Here is a 13,824-nt window from a genome sequence, read left to right as displayed (position 1 = left end):
ATGCCGGCTTCAATATAGGCGGAGCGTAACATCCGGCGAGGGCCGGTATCATTACATCCTCTTAAGGTGCGGCCCTTTTGAGGAACACGATCTGCGAGTCGCCGACATCGCGGCGCTCGACGACATCCAGGCCCTCGATCGGCGAAACGGTTGCCGAGCGCCTTTCCTCGAGAACACACAAGGCGTCCGCTTCGATCCAGCCGCCGGCCAGCGCCGATGCCAGCGCCCGCTCGCCCAGCCCGGCGCCATAGGGCGGGTCGGCGAAGACCAGCGAGAAAGGCGCGACATTGCCGGCGTCGCCGAGGCGGGTCGCGTCGCGGCGGAAGATACGGGTGCGGCCGGTCAGTCCCAGCGCCTCGACATTCTGGCGAATCAGGCCACGCGCCGCCACGTCCTCCTCGACGAAGAGCGCGAAGCGCGCGCCGCGCGAGATCGCCTCGATGGCGAGCGCGCCGGTACCGGCGAAGAGGTCGAGCACGCGGGCGTCGGCGGCCGGGTCGCCATAGCCATGGGCGAGCATGTCGAAAAGCTTCTGGCGCAGGCGATCGCTCGATGGCCTGATGTCGTTCGTTTCCGGCGCCGCCAGGCGGCGGCCTCCGAACTCACCGCCGACGACGCGCATGGGGTTTCCGGGGCGTGGCCGGCTTGGGCGGCAGTTCGGCAACGCGAAGCGGAGCGGCAAAATCGGCATTCGCCTGTTTGGCGAGTTTCTCGCCGAGCTGATCGCGCAGGATCCGGCCGCGGATTTCGCGCACGCCGCCCTCCGGCAGGTCGCCGATCTGGAAGGGACCATAGGACATGCGGATGAGACGGTTGGTGGCAAGCCCGAGGTGTTCGAGGATGCGCTTGATTTCGCGATTCTTGCCCTCGCGGAGTCCGATCGTCATCCAGACGTTGCCGCCCTGCACCCGGTCGATGACTGCCTCGACACCCGCATAGAGGATGCCGTCAATGGCGACCCCATCCTTCAGCCGGTCGAGCGTCGCCTGGTCGATGATGCCATGGGCGCGCACCCGGTAGCGGCGCAGCCAGCCGGTCGACGGCAATTCGAGAACCCGCTTCAGGCCGCCGTCATTGGTCAGCAGCAGCAGACCCTCGGTGTTGATATCGAGCCGCCCGACCGCAAGGACACGCGGCAGGTCCGAGGGCAGGCCATCGAAGACCGTCTTGCGTCCCTCCGGATCGCGGGCGGTGGTGACCAGCCCCTTCGGCTTGTTATAGAGCCACAGCCGGGTGCGTTCGCGCCCCTGCAGCGGCTTGCCATCGACAATCACCTTGTCGCGTGGTCCGATGTTGATGGCCGGAGAGGTCAGTTTTCGGCCGTTGAGCTCGACGCGGCCCTCGGCGATCCAGCGCTCGGCGTCGCGGCGTGAGCAGAGTCCGGCACGGGCGAGGACCTTTGCGATCCGCTCGCCTTCCGGTTTCTTCGATTCGGGGGTATCTGCGCTCATGCCGGAGCCTTAGCAAAGGTGGACGCCGCGGGCGAGGACAGCCGATGACGACAGGTTTCGATCCGATGGGCGCGGCTCTGGATGAGGCGCGGCGGGCGATGGCCCGGGGCGAGGTGCCGATCGGCGCCGCGCTGGTGCTCGACGGTGCGATTGTCGCCCGCGACGGCAACCGCACGATCGAACTGGACGACCCGACCGCCCATGCGGAAATCCTGGTGATCCGCGCCGTGGCGCGCTCGATCGGATCGCAGCGGCTGGTCGGCGCCGATCTCTATGTGACGCTTGAACCCTGTGCGATGTGCGCGGGCGCCATTTCCTTTGCGCGAATCCGGCGGCTTTATTTTGGCGCGGCGGACGCGAAAAGCGGCGGTGTCGAACACGGGCCGCGGTTCTTCGCCCAATCCACCTGCCACCATGCACCCGAGGTTTATGGCGGGCTCGGCGAAAGCGAGGCCAGCGCGTTGCTCAAAGGTTTCTTTGCCGATCGACGATGACGCCGTCGGATGCCGACTATTCAGGAATCTCAACCGACCCTGCGATGCGATCCGATGGCGGTGGCGTGGCCGTGGCGGTAGCCGGCGCGCCCTTCTTCTTGAAGATCTGCCACCATTTCTCGTCTCTGGCGGCCGTGAATTCCTCAGGCGCGCTCGGATCGGGTATCCGGTATTCCGCCGGCGGCTCCGACAGGGTTGTCCGGATCGGATTGCCGTTGGCGTCGACCTCGCCGCCCGAGGCGCCATCCGCCTTGGCAAAAAGCTTCTCGGCCTCGCCGCGCTGCTCTTTCATCTGGCGCATCTGGATTTCGGCGCTGTTCGGATCCTTGCTGTGATCCTGATAGTCGACGCTATTCGACTTCGGCAGGCGGAAGCCCGGATCGCTCAGAATCTCTTCGTCGGTCTGCTGCTTGCTGCCCGCGGCTGCGAGCTTGGCCTTGCGCGCCTCATCGGGATCGACCGGCCAGTCGCCGGCAACTTCACCCTCGCCCGGCTTCGGCAGGGCGGCATTGGGCGGTGGCACCACGATCGCCGCGCGCGGCGCGTATTCGATCGGTTCCTTGTTTCCACCACTGCCGAGGCTCACCAGACCGGTGATATCGTTGACCGTCTGCCGTCCGGGCGAAACGCCAGTTCCGTAGGTCGTGCCCGAGCAGGCGCCCAGGGCGAGCGCAATCAGGGCGAAACCCGCCGGTTTCCAACGATCTGGCGCAAGTAAAGTCATTCCCGTGCGAATCCCCTCGGCCCGCCTAGCTGCGGACCTTGCGAACAATTGCTTAAGAAACCGGCGAAAATCCGGCGAGATCATGAGAATCCCTATCCCATGCCCGATGCCAGAACAACCGTTCGGCTCAACCGCTGGCCGCCAGGACCTTGTCGATCGGGCTGCCCTGCCCGGCGGTCTCGATCTGCCGGCGGGCTGTCTCGCAGTCGCGTCCCATCGTCTCGACGAGATCGTCAACAGAGGGAAAGGTCATCTCCGGCCTGATCCAGTCGATGAAGGTGACGACCACGTCCTGCCCGTATAGGTCGCCGTCGAAATCGAAGACGAAGACCTCGAGCAGCGGCGCGCCGTTGTCGAATTGCGGCCGGCGACCGTAGCTGGCGACACCGGCGAGCGGCGGACCGCCGTCGGTGGCCAGCGTCACCGCGTAGATGCCGTGGCGAAGCTGGCAGTCGGGGGGAAGCGCGATATTCGCCGTCGGGAAGCCGAGTTCGCGTCCGCGATGGTCGCCATGGACAACGCCGCCGATGACGAACCACCGGTAGCCGAGCAGCCGGTTGGCGGTGGCGATGTCGCCGGCCGCCAGCGCCTCGCGGATCGCCGAGGAGGAAATCCGCTCGCCATCCTCGCCGACGACCGGTTCGACGACGGCAACGCGGAAGCCAAGTCGCTCGCCAGCGGCGGCGAGCTGCTCGGTCGTGCCGGCCCGTCCCTTGCCGAAGCGGAAGCCCTCGCCGACGATCACCGACCGGGCGGCGAGACGGCCGGCGAGGACGTCTTCCTCGAATGCGGTCGGCTCGAGTTGCGAAAAGGCGGTATCGAACCGCGCCGCGATCACCCCGTCGACACCGAGGGCCGCCATGATCCGGGCACGGGCGGCCGGCGGCGTCAGCCTGAAGACCGGCGGCTCGGGCCGGAAGAACGTTCGCGGATGGGGATCGAAGGTCAGCACCAGCGCATTGGAGTCATGGCGTTTCGCTTCGGCGATCGCCGTCTGGATCAGCACCGCATGGCCGCGATGGACGCCATCGAAATTGCCGATCGCAACGGCGCCGCCGATGAGATCCAACGGCAGGTCATCGAGCGCAAAGGTCCGAAGACGGGCCGCTGTCGGGGTGTGCGAATCCGGCATTCAGGGACATCCGCGGGAAGGAAGGCCGGCAAACTGCCGGCTCTCCCGGTGCCGGTCAAGGCGCATGCCGTCGGTCCGGATCACCATGTCAGGTGCGGTATGAAGGCGCGCGCGCCGATCCCGGCCTCGGCGAGGAAAGCGGCGACCTTGTCGCCATCCGGCTCCTCCCGCGCGCCGAAGACGTCGGCATGGATACCCGCAGTCACGAAGAGGACGTCGAGGCCGAAATCGTTTGCGCCGCGCAAGTCGGTCTCGACCGCGTCGCCGATCGCCAGGATCGAACCCTTGTCGACCGGCCCACCGGCAAGTTCGGCAAAGCGGGCCATCGCCGTTTCATAGATCGGCCGATGCGGCTTGCCGAGAATGATCGTCTCGCCGCCGACGCTCGCATAGCGCTCGGCCATCGCCCCGGCGCACCAGACCATTTCGTGGCCGCGCTCGACCACCTTGTCGGGATTGGCGCACAGGAGCGGCAACCCAAGGTCGCGCCAGCGCAGGAAGGCGTCGGCATAGTCGTCCGGCGTCTCGGTCTTGTCGTCGAAAAGGCCGGTGCAGGAGATGATCTCGGCCTCGTCCTCCGTGGACTGCACCACGTCGAGCCCCTCGTAGACACCATGGTCGCGCTCCGCCCCGAGGTGGAACACGCGAATGCCGGGACGCGCGGCAAGGAAGTCCCGGGCCGCGCCGCCGGAGGTGACGACGTCGTCAAAGGCGGCATGGTCGACGCCGAACCCGGTGAACTGCTTGAGAACCGAGGCCTTGGGCCGTGGCGCGTTGGTGATGATCAGCACGGTCTTGCCGGATTCGCGGAAGGCGCGCAGGGCGTCGACGGCCGCCGTGTAGGCCTTGACGCCGTTGTGAATCACGCCCCAGGCGTCGCAGAGGACGAACTGGTAGTCGGCGGCGATGTCGGACAGGCCGCCGATGCGCGGCGGATGGATGGAATTGCTCATGCGGGCCGGCTAACCGGTCGCGACGCCGCGGTCAAGCGAACTGAAACACAACCGCATTTTTCGTGCTGACGGTGGCGACGCCAACGGTTCATTTACCCTATTCGCGAATAGTGACCGTCAGAGCCAATTTGGGTTTGCCGGAAGGGCGGGGTCGCCGGTCGTGGTGAACGACAATCATCGTCAGGATACGATCGACGTCTATATCGTCGACGCCGATGCGGCGCAGCGCAGGGTTCTTGCCGGCCTGATCGCCGGCAGCGGCGCCGACCGTTATCAGGCGGTCCCCTGCGCCACCTCCGAAGAAGCGCTTGCCGCCGGCTGCGACTCGTCGCGCGCCATCATGCTGGCCGATATCGACACCATCGGCGGCGCGGGCCACATCGCGAAAATGGCAGGGGCATCGTCGCGGGTCATCGCTACCAGCGCCGCCGGTTCGCTCAATGTCGCGGTCGCGGCAGTGAAGGCAGGCGCCTTCGATTTCCTCCCCAAGCCGATCGGCGCCAAGGCGCTGCTGCAGGGGCTGGAGGCAGCGGTTTCGTCGTGGAACGGTTGCGTCGAGACAACCGCTTCGGCGGATACACCCGCGCGGCCCTCCCGTCCCTCCGCACCGAGCACGACGGCGGCGAGCGAGGAAGCCGACTTCGCCGGCTTCGTCGGCCGGTCGCCGGCGATGCATGCGGTCTACGAACAGATCCGACGGATGGCGCCGTCGCGGGCGCCGGTCTTCATCACCGGCGAAAGCGGTACCGGCAAGGAAGTCGCCGCCGAAGCAATCCACCGGCATGCCGGGGCCGGCGACCGACCCTTCGTCGCGCTCAATTGCAGCGCCATTCCGCGCGAACTGATGGAGAGCGAGATCTTCGGCCATGTCCGGGGCGCCTTCACCGGTGCGTCGGACAACCGGGCCGGCGCGGCGGAACTCGCCAACGGCGGGACGCTCTTCCTCGACGAACTGGCCGAGATGGACCTTGGCCTCCAGGCCAAGCTCCTGCGCTTCATCCAGACCGGCAGCTTTCGCCGGGTCGGCGGCAACGAGTTGAAGAAGGTCGACGTCCGCATCGTCTCGGCAACCAACCGCGACCCCTTTGCCGAAGTCGAGGCGGGGCGGTTCCGGGCAGACCTCTTCTACCGGCTCCACGTGCTGCCGATCGCGCTGCCCCCCTTGCGCGACCGAGGCGAGGATATCCTGCCGCTCGCCGAGGCGTTCCTGCGACGCTACGCCCGGGAGGAAGGGCGAGGCTTTCGCGGCTTCGACGGCGAGGCCGCGGCCCTGATCCGCTTGTGCGCCTGGCCCGGCAACGTCCGCCAGTTGCAGAATGTCGTGCGCCGCATCGTCGTCCTTCATGATGGCAGCGAGGCGACGGCCGCGATGCTGCCGCCGGATCTCACAGGCAACGTCCCCCTCGCGCCATCCCCGGTCACGGCGGGGCTGCACCCTGCCCGGACGCCGGATGCGATTGTTCCCTATCGCGACCAGGAACGCCTGATCATCGAATTGGCGCTGGCCGCCTTCGACGGCAACATTCCGCGTGCCGCGGCCGCCCTTGAAATCAGCGCGTCCACCATTTACCGCAAGCGCCAGACTTGGCTCGACCGCCTGTCGGCCTGAAGCGCGCATGATTCCGCCACTTGCGCGCAAGCGCGTGGCATCGGATCATGTCGGCTTACGGTCGCGCGGCGGCGGCTGGACATGTTTTCTGGGTATCGGGGGTTTTTACATGATGATTTCGGCCTTTCGGCCAGCAGCCGCCATGCTGTGTTGCGCGGCTCTCTCTTTCGGGCTGCCTGCTGCGGCGCAAGCCGGCGACATCGCCGAGAAGGCGACGCTCGCGGAAACGCTGCTCGATCGCGGTTACGGCGGGGCGGCTCTCAAGGCCTTCGATACGTCGGCCGCGGCCTTCTGGACAGCGTCGCCGCTGCAACTCCGCACCGTGCTCTTCGCCGACGCGGTTGACGGCTTTGCCGACTACACGCCGCGCGGCAATTCGGAGTTCCAGCCCAGCGACGCGCTGCGCCTCTATTTCGAACCGGTTGGATTTGCTTATATCGAGGAGAGTGACGGCTTCGGCGCCGAACTTGCCGCCGATCTCCAGATTCGCACGCCGGGCGGGCTGATCCTCGCCACCGCGGAGGATTTCGGCCGGCTGGAATGGCAGGGCCGGTCGAAGATGCGCGAAGTCCACGCGACGATCGAGTTCCCGCTCCCCGACTTCAAGCCGGGCTCCTATCAGCTGCTCCTGACCCTGCGCGACGAGAACTCGCCGAAGACGACGACCGTCACCCTGCCCTTCTCGGTCACCGAATAGCCGGCGCCAACCCGCCTACTGAATCATCGCGACATCCGTCGCGATGTCGCGGAAGGCTGCGACAAGGCCGGTGTTGCTGTCGACGTCGAAGGCCATGGCCGGGGTGTCGGCGCAGGCCTTGAGCAGGTCTCGCGTCGCCGGGTCGGTGATCTGGAAGGCGATCGTGTAGATCTGCACGCCGCCCTCCGCCCGGGCATTGGTGCAGGCTTCCATCGTCCGTTCGTTCAGCTTTCCCAGTACCGTCGCGCGATCCGACGAGGTCGTGCCGAGATGCCCCCTGGCGACGTAGCCATGGGCGCCATAGGCCGACTTGTTGAAGTTGTCGTAGGTGTCGTAGCTGTTCTCACCGTCGCTCATGACGATCATGATCTTGCGATTGTTGCGATCATCGGAGGGTCGCCCTTCGGCGAAGGGCATGGCCGAAGACAACGCCCGCCAGCCCCACATGACGCCCTCATGGAGGTCGGTCATGCCCCGGGCATTCAGATTGTCGATGGTCGCCAGGATGCCGTCCTGGCTGTCGGTGAGCGGCAGCACCGGCGCCGACGTGCAGCCGACATTCGGACCGATCACCGTCCCGTTGCTGTTGCCGTCGCCGAGCGGGGCGCTGTCGCGATACTTGCAGAGGCGCTGCTGGGCGGCCTGTGCCGTGGAAACACGGGTCTCGGCGGCGTCCGGTCCGGTGCAGGCCGGCGAACTGTCGGCGAGATAGTTGTTGTCGAAACCGTTGAGATCGGGTTCGTCCGGCGCGAACATCGGCACGAAGAGCGTCGCCGGATCGTCGGCGGTGGGCGCGGTGTCGCTGACGTCGAAGGGATGCGGCCGGGCCTCGACGCAACCGGCCCAGGTGACGCCCGGCAGCGCCTCGAAGAGCGCCAGCCGGTTGCCGGTCGCGGACGACGCGCCGGGCTCGAAATTCTCGAGATGGGCCGGCGCCTGCGCCTTGCCGTCGATCCACGCGGCGGAGGCGTTCTGCGGGCCGACATTGACCGCCGCAGCGAACGGCACGACGGAGACCTTGACCGGCTCGGGCCAGGGATTGAGCCTGTTCGCCGTGAACAGGGATCGCGTCAGGTCGCCGGCTGCCTGCTTCAGCGACCGGATTTTCGATCCCGCCATCGAGCCCGAGGTATCGAGGACGAGCGCGACTTCGTAGGTGACGTTGGCGGCAACCGCCTCGGCGCTGAGGTCGAATGCGAAATGATCGACGCCGACAAGCCGCAGGAAGCGGGTCGGCACCTGCAATTCGGACCGTAGCGAGAGATTGCCGCCGTCGAGATCGACGACCACCGGCGGCGGCACCGAAAGGCGTCCCTCGACGCCCTTCGTGTAGAGCGCCTGCGCCTCGGCGACGACCGCCTCGGGCGGCACCGTGCCGATCGCCGGGAGGACGGCAAGCGACGCGCGATCGAGCGCTGCCTGGGTGACCGTTCGTTGTTCCTCGGCGTTCGAATAATCGATCGCGGCGCCAGCCGCGGCAATCACGGGAACGGCGGCGATGGCAAACGTCATGGTGACGTTGCCATGTATACGCTTCAAGAATTTCTTAATCATAACCATCGTCTACGCGCTACAAGTTGACCAATGACGATCAATGCGTACTATTATTGAATTGACGACGGGTTAAACGCTTCAAATACATAGTCTATTAAGTATAAACCCTCCATATCCTCGACCGGTGGTTGTCGGGTGGATCCACTCAGGCGGGCAATGCCCGTCACTCCCTCGGCGTGAGATCGACAGATCGCCTTGACAATAATCGGGGGGCTTACTACATCGCGCACCGGATGCTTGGCACTCACTGATTGAGAGTGCTAGCAGGCCTTATTATCGGGCCCGAACACGGGCCGGACATGTAGTAGAGGAAGGCAAAACCCATGAAATTCCGTCCCTTACACGACCGCGTGGTCGTTCGCCGGGTCAAGTCCGAGGAGAAGTCCGCGGGTGGCATCATCATTCCGGATACCGCCCAGGAGAAGCCGCAGGAAGGCGAGATCATCGCCGTCGGTCCCGGTGGCCGCGACGAATCCGGCAAGCTCACCCCGATCGACGTCAAGGTCGGCGATCGCGTCCTGTTCGGAAAGTGGTCGGGCACCGAGGTCAAGATTGACGGTGAAGACCTTCTCATCATGAAGGAATCCGACGTGATGGGCGTGCTCGAGGGCAAGGCCGCGGCGCGCAAGGCCGCCTGATCGCCTGAACCCGACACATCCCACAGTATTGAAGGAAGACAGCAATGGCTGCCAAGGAAGTAAAATTCTCGAGTGACGCACGCGACAAGATGTTGCGCGGCGTCGACATCCTCGCCAATGCGGTGAAGGTCACGCTCGGCCCCAAGGGCCGCAATGTCGTCATCGACAAGTCGTTCGGCGCCCCGCGCATCACCAAGGACGGCGTCTCCGTCGCCAAGGAAATCGAGCTTGAGGACAAGTTCGAGAACATGGGCGCGCAGATGGTCCGCGAAGTCGCTTCGAAGACCAACGACATCGCCGGCGACGGCACCACCACCGCCACCGTGCTCGCCCAGGCGATCGTCCGTGACGGCGCCAAGGCGGTTGCCGCCGGCATGAACCCGATGGACCTGAAGCGCGGCATCGACCTCGCCGTCACCGAGGCCGTCGCCGACCTGTCGAAGCGCGCCAAGAAGATCAAGACTTCGGACGAGATCGCCCAGGTCGGTTCCATCGCCGCCAATGGCGAGAAGATCATCGGCCAGAAGATCGCCGAAGCCATGCAGCGCGTCGGCAACGAAGGCGTCATCACGGTTGAAGAGTCCAAGGCGCTCGAGTTCGAGCTCGAAGTCGTCGAGGGCATGCAGTTCGACCGCGGTTACCTGTCGCCGTATTTCATTACCAACGCCGACAAGATGGTGACCGAGCTCGAGGACCCCTTCATCCTCCTGCACGAGAAGAAGCTCTCCAACCTCCAGGCGATGCTGCCGGTTCTCGAAGCCGTCGTGCAGTCGTCGCGTCCGCTTCTGATCATCGCCGAGGACGTCGAGGGCGAGGCCCTGGCCACGCTCGTCGTCAACAAGCTGCGTGGTGGTCTCAAGGTCGCCGCCGTCAAGGCGCCGGGCTTCGGCGATCGTCGCAAGGCGATGCTTGAAGACATCGCGGTGCTGACCGGTGGTCAGGTCATCTCCGAGGACATTGGCATCAAGCTTGAGAGCGTCACGCTCGACATGCTTGGCAAGGCCAAGCGGGTGAGCATCACCAAGGAAAACACCACCGTCGTCGATGGCGCCGGCAAGAAGAAAGAGATCGACGCCCGCGTTGGTCAGATCAAGCAGCAGATCGAGGAGACCACCTCCGATTACGATCGCGAGAAGCTGCAGGAGCGTCTTGCCAAGCTCGCCGGCGGCGTTGCCGTGATCCGCGTCGGTGGCGTCACCGAGGTCGAGGTCAAGGAAAAGAAGGACCGCGTCGACGACGCCCTCAACGCCACCCGTGCGGCGGTCGAGGAAGGCATCGTTCCCGGTGGCGGCGTTGCTCTGCTCCGCGCCAAGAAGGCGGTTGCCAAGCTTTCTTCCGAGAATGCCGACGTGACGGCCGGCATCAAGATCGTGCTTCGCGCGCTTGAGGCCCCGATCCGCCAGATCGCCGAGAATGCCGGCGTCGAGGGATCGATCGTCGTCAACAAGGTGCTCGAGAGCAAGGCCGACGTCTTCGGCTTCGACGCCCAGGAAGAAGACTACAAGGACATGGTCGCGGCCGGCATCATCGATCCGGCCAAGGTCGTCCGCACCGCCCTGCAGGACGCGGCTTCGGTCGCCGGCCTGCTGGTCACCACCGAGGCGATGGTCGCCGAGGCGCCGAAGAAGGAAGCAGCTGGCGGCATGCCGGCGATGCCTCCGGGCGGCGGCATGGGTGGCATGGGCGGCATGGACTTCTAGTCCAGCCAACCCAGTCTCAATGACGAAGGGCGCGGGGTTTCCCCCGCGCCCTTTTTTCATGTCCGGCGATGATCGATCGACGCGGCCGGCCTGGCCACAAATCGGATCAGGCGGAAAGCTGTGGCATCCGCGCGTCGATCTGGCTCGGCCGCGACATCGCGGAATCGTCGAGCTTGGCAAGCGTCGCCCGCAGACGGCGCACGACGAGCCGCATGATCGTCAATGCGAAATCCGGATCGTCACGGACCAGCGAGGTGAAAAGCGACCGATGGATCGGGATCACCTCCGCCTCGCCGACCGCAACCGCCGAGCACGACCGCGGGCAGTCGTCGAGCAGCGCGGCCGCGCCAAAAATCTCCCCGGGGCCAATGACCTCGATGGAACATCCAACGCCGCGAATCTCGATCGAGCCGCTCTGCACGATATAGGCGCAGTCGGCGGAATCGCCCCTCGCGAACACGACTCCGCCTTCGAAAAGCGGGATGACCCCGAGATCGGCGGCCGCGATGACTTCGATATCGAATGTCGTACCCGGCATCCGTCGCTCCCTGTTTTTTTGTGGTGCGCCGGCATCCTGTGCGCCCCCCCTTAACAAAGCGATGACCGGACGATTCAAATTGGCGGGCATTTGTCCGATTTTATCCCGCCGTCCTCTTCTCCAGCCGGCTGGGCACCAGCGGCAGTCCGGTCGCAGGCCGCTGGTTGGCGTTCATGACGCGCAGCCGGCGGGCCATGTCGCGCATGATCGCCATGACGAAATCCGGGCTCTCCCGGAGGAGACGATCGAAGGTCGACCGGTCGATGACGCGAACCTCTGTGGCGCCAACCGCGACCGCCGAGGCGCTGCGCGAGCCGCCGTCGATCATCCCGACCTCGCCGAAGATCTCGTTCGGGCCGATGCTCTCAAGTACCCGTCCCGTCTCACGAATCTCGACCCGGCCACTGACGATCACATAGGCACAGTCGGCCGGGTCATCCTTGACGAAGATGACGCCGCCATGCGGATAGGCGCGGGTAGCGACACCGGCCTCGGCCACTGCCGACGCGATCCCGTCGCTGGTTTCTGTGGTCATTGCGATCTCCAGGCATCGAGAGAAATTCGGAGGCGCTGATCGATATTGGACCGCGGTTTCCTTTTGGTTTCCGGTAGCGGCAATCAGGGCAATGCAATCACACAATACCGCTGGTAACCTTGCCGCTTTCATAATGATGCGGTAGTCCGACGCCGCCGGCTTCGTTGGCGTCGCCGGGCCCTTCACGAACCCTGTCTGGATATCCCCATGTCGGCCGACAAGACCCTGATCAAGGCGCGCCTGCCGCGCGGCTTCGCCGACCGCGGCGCCGCCGATATCCGCGCCACCGAGCAGATGGTGTCGGCGATCCGCAATGTCTACGAGCGCTATGGCTTCGAGCCGGTCGAGACCCCCTTCGCCGAATACACCGAGACGCTGGGCAAATTCCTGCCCGATCAGGATCGGCCGAACGAAGGCGTCTTCTCGCTGCAGGACGACGACGAGCAATGGGTGTCGCTGCGCTACGACCTGACCGCGCCGCTTGCCCGCTACTACGCCGAGAACCACAAGGCGCTGCCCAGGCCGTTCCGCAGCTACCGCTTCGGCTGGGTCTTCCGCAACGAGAAGCCCGGCCCCGGCCGCTTCCGCCAGTTCATGCAGTTCGACGCCGACACGGTCGGCGCCGCGACGCCGGCCGCCGATGCCGAGATGTGCATGATGGCCGCCGACGCGCTGGAGGCGCTCGGTGTCGAGCGCGGCCAGTATGTCATCAAGGTCAACTCGCGGAAGGTGTTGGATGGCGTCATGGAGGCGATCGGCGTCACGGACCCGGGCCAGAAGCTGACGGTGCTGCGCGCCATCGACAAGCTCGACCGGCTGGGACTGGCGGGCGTTCGCGCCCTGCTCGGGCCGGGCCGCGAGGACGAAAGCGGCGACTTCACCAAGGGCGCCGGGCTCGGTGAAAGCGAGACCGACACCATCCTGGAAATTCTCGACAACGATTCCGAGGCGGAAGACACGATCGCTTCGATCGACACCCGGCTCGCGAATTCGGCGACGGGCCAGGCCGGCCGGGAAGAGCTCGAGCAGATCGCCCTGATCGTCGCGTCGTCCGGCTACGAGGATCGCGTGGTCATCGACCCCTCCGTCGTCCGCGGCCTCGAATATTACACCGGCGCGGTCTATGAGGCCGAGTTGCTGGCCGAGATCCCCAACGAGAAGGGCCAGAAGGTCGTCTTCGGCTCGGTCGGCGGCGGCGGGCGCTATGACGGGCTGGTCGGCCGCTTCCAGAAGGAAGACGTGCCGGCGACCGGCTTCTCGATCGGCGTCTCGCGCCTGCAAGCAGCACTCGCCGCCCTCGGCAAGCTCGACACCAGCCCTGCCCCCGGCCCGGTCGTCGTCACCGTCATGGAGCCGGAGCGCATGGGCGACTACCAGACAATGGTCACCGCGCTCCGCGACGCCGGCATCGCCGCCGAGCTCTACCTCGGCACCACCAGGAACCTCGGCAAGCAGGTCAAGTATGCCGACAAGCGCAACGCCCCCGCTGTCGTCATCCAGGGCGGCGACGAGAAGGCGCGCGGTGTCGTCCAGATCAAGGACCTGGCGCTCGGCAAGCAACTCGCCGAGGGCATTACCGACAACAAGGAATGGCGTGAGGAACGCCCCGGCCAGTTCGAGGCGCCGGAAGCCGAGCTTGTCGACCGAATTCGCGAAATCGTCGCCAGTGCCGGCGCAAACGACTCCAGGAACAATCCAGACGATGACGGGGATCGGGTGTGATGGCGGGCCGGGTTGCTCACGCGCCGATCCTCCCCCGTTCACGGGGGAGGGGGACCATGCGAAGCATGGTGGAGGGG

13 protein-coding genes and 1 pseudogene are annotated in these 13,824 nt (G+C 65.8%); 6 read left to right on the top strand and 8 right to left on the bottom strand.

Annotated features, from left to right (window positions below; genetic code table 11):
• Positions 1-61: 61 nt before the first annotated feature.
• Positions 62-622 (bottom strand): 16S rRNA (guanine(966)-N(2))-methyltransferase RsmD, encoded by a 561-nt coding sequence (rsmD, locus tag BLT60_RS10265; RefSeq protein ID WP_090876370.1) that lies wholly within the window; start codon positions 620-622, stop codon positions 62-64.
• A pseudogene (locus BLT60_RS10260) lies at positions 609-1,418 on the bottom strand (pseudouridine synthase); the annotation flags it as partial. The pseudogene BLT60_RS10260 and the gene rsmD, both read right to left, overlap by 14 nt.
• A 77-nt stretch (positions 1,419-1,495) precedes the next feature.
• On the opposite strand from BLT60_RS10260, the gene BLT60_RS10255 reads away from it, so the two are divergent.
• Positions 1,496-1,945 carry a nucleoside deaminase gene (locus tag BLT60_RS10255; protein WP_090876368.1) on the top strand — a complete coding sequence of 150 codons (450 nt, stop codon included), beginning with the start codon at positions 1,496-1,498 and terminating at the stop codon, positions 1,943-1,945.
• A gap of 16 nt (positions 1,946-1,961) precedes the next feature.
• On the opposite strand, the gene BLT60_RS10250 is transcribed toward BLT60_RS10255, so the two are convergent.
• The 3 genes from BLT60_RS10250 to BLT60_RS10240 form a co-directional block, all read right to left on the bottom strand.
• Positions 1,962-2,753: a hypothetical protein gene (locus BLT60_RS10250; protein ID WP_139167800.1), complete on the bottom strand. Its 792-nt coding sequence runs from the start codon at positions 2,751-2,753 to the stop codon at positions 1,962-1,964.
• 43 nt (positions 2,754-2,796) lie between these two features.
• On the bottom strand, positions 2,797-3,801 hold the full coding sequence (locus BLT60_RS10245) for a bifunctional riboflavin kinase/FAD synthetase (protein ID WP_090876366.1): 1,005 nt from the start codon (positions 3,799-3,801) through the stop codon (positions 2,797-2,799).
• Positions 3,802-3,881: 80 nt separating this feature from the next.
• Complete coding sequence (locus BLT60_RS10240; protein ID WP_090876365.1) at positions 3,882-4,754, bottom strand: TIGR01459 family HAD-type hydrolase; 873 nt, start codon at positions 4,752-4,754, stop codon at positions 3,882-3,884.
• 163 nt (positions 4,755-4,917) lie between these two features.
• Here BLT60_RS10240 and BLT60_RS10235 point away from each other — a divergent pair, with 163 nt between their 5' ends.
• Positions 4,918-6,363, top strand: coding sequence for a sigma-54-dependent transcriptional regulator (locus tag BLT60_RS10235; RefSeq protein WP_244521211.1), 1,446 nt, complete (start codon positions 4,918-4,920; stop codon positions 6,361-6,363).
• A 109-nt stretch (positions 6,364-6,472) separates the two neighbouring features.
• Positions 6,473-7,060, top strand: coding sequence for a hypothetical protein (locus BLT60_RS10230; protein WP_090876363.1), 588 nt, complete (start codon positions 6,473-6,475; stop codon positions 7,058-7,060).
• 15 nt (positions 7,061-7,075) lie between these two features.
• Here BLT60_RS10230 and BLT60_RS10225 read toward each other — a convergent pair whose 3' ends face one another.
• Positions 7,076-8,599, bottom strand: coding sequence for a pilus assembly protein TadG-related protein (locus BLT60_RS10225; RefSeq protein ID WP_175478379.1), 1,524 nt, complete (start codon positions 8,597-8,599; stop codon positions 7,076-7,078).
• A gap of 338 nt (positions 8,600-8,937) precedes the next feature.
• Between BLT60_RS10225 and BLT60_RS10220 the strand changes: the two genes are divergently transcribed.
• Positions 8,938-9,252: a co-chaperone GroES gene (locus BLT60_RS10220; protein WP_090876361.1), complete on the top strand. Its 315-nt coding sequence runs from the start codon at positions 8,938-8,940 to the stop codon at positions 9,250-9,252.
• A gap of 44 nt (positions 9,253-9,296) precedes the next feature.
• The gene (groL, locus tag BLT60_RS10215; RefSeq protein ID WP_090876360.1) at positions 9,297-10,952 is read left to right on the top strand and encodes a chaperonin GroEL; all 1,656 of its coding nucleotides are present in this window, start codon (positions 9,297-9,299) and stop codon (positions 10,950-10,952) included.
• A 106-nt stretch (positions 10,953-11,058) separates the two neighbouring features.
• Here the strand turns inward: groL and BLT60_RS10210 are convergent, their stop codons facing one another.
• Both BLT60_RS10210 and BLT60_RS10205 read right to left on the bottom strand, forming a co-directional pair.
• The gene (locus tag BLT60_RS10210; RefSeq protein ID WP_175478378.1) at positions 11,059-11,490 is read right to left on the bottom strand and encodes a Crp/Fnr family transcriptional regulator; all 432 of its coding nucleotides are present in this window, start codon (positions 11,488-11,490) and stop codon (positions 11,059-11,061) included.
• A 100-nt stretch (positions 11,491-11,590) separates the two neighbouring features.
• Positions 11,591-12,025: a Crp/Fnr family transcriptional regulator gene (locus BLT60_RS10205; RefSeq protein ID WP_175478377.1), complete on the bottom strand. Its 435-nt coding sequence runs from the start codon at positions 12,023-12,025 to the stop codon at positions 11,591-11,593.
• A gap of 207 nt (positions 12,026-12,232) precedes the next feature.
• Between BLT60_RS10205 and hisS the strand changes: the two genes are divergently transcribed.
• Positions 12,233-13,747, top strand: coding sequence for a histidine--tRNA ligase (gene hisS, locus BLT60_RS10200; protein ID WP_090876357.1), 1,515 nt, complete (start codon positions 12,233-12,235; stop codon positions 13,745-13,747).
• Positions 13,748-13,824 lie beyond the last annotated feature (77 nt).

The organism is Bauldia litoralis (assembly GCF_900104485.1).
Lineage (GTDB): Bacteria > Pseudomonadota > Alphaproteobacteria > Rhizobiales > Kaistiaceae > Bauldia > Bauldia litoralis.
Note: the sequence above shows the minus strand (reverse complement) of the source record. Positions and strands in the feature narration are given on the sequence as shown.

Coding starts and splice junctions, on each gene's coding strand:
- BLT60_RS10220 (WP_090876361.1), top strand. CDS start 8,938: ATGAAATTCCGTCCCTTACACGACCGCGTGGTCGTTCGCCGGGTCAAG.
- BLT60_RS10255 (WP_090876368.1), top strand. CDS start 1,496: ATGACGACAGGTTTCGATCCGATGGGCGCGGCTCTGGATGAGGCGCGG.
- BLT60_RS10205 (WP_175478377.1), bottom strand. CDS start 12,025: ATGACCACAGAAACCAGCGACGGGATCGCGTCGGCAGTGGCCGAGGCC.
- BLT60_RS10250 (WP_139167800.1), bottom strand. CDS start 2,753: ATGATCTCGCCGGATTTTCGCCGGTTTCTTAAGCAATTGTTCGCAAGG.
- rsmD (WP_090876370.1), bottom strand. CDS start 622: ATGCGCGTCGTCGGCGGTGAGTTCGGAGGCCGCCGCCTGGCGGCGCCG.
- BLT60_RS10230 (WP_090876363.1), top strand. CDS start 6,473: ATGATGATTTCGGCCTTTCGGCCAGCAGCCGCCATGCTGTGTTGCGCG.
- BLT60_RS10245 (WP_090876366.1), bottom strand. CDS start 3,801: ATGCCGGATTCGCACACCCCGACAGCGGCCCGTCTTCGGACCTTTGCG.
- hisS (WP_090876357.1), top strand. CDS start 12,233: ATGTCGGCCGACAAGACCCTGATCAAGGCGCGCCTGCCGCGCGGCTTC.
- groL (WP_090876360.1), top strand. CDS start 9,297: ATGGCTGCCAAGGAAGTAAAATTCTCGAGTGACGCACGCGACAAGATG.
- BLT60_RS10240 (WP_090876365.1), bottom strand. CDS start 4,754: ATGAGCAATTCCATCCATCCGCCGCGCATCGGCGGCCTGTCCGACATC.
- BLT60_RS10210 (WP_175478378.1), bottom strand. CDS start 11,490: ATGCCGGGTACGACATTCGATATCGAAGTCATCGCGGCCGCCGATCTC.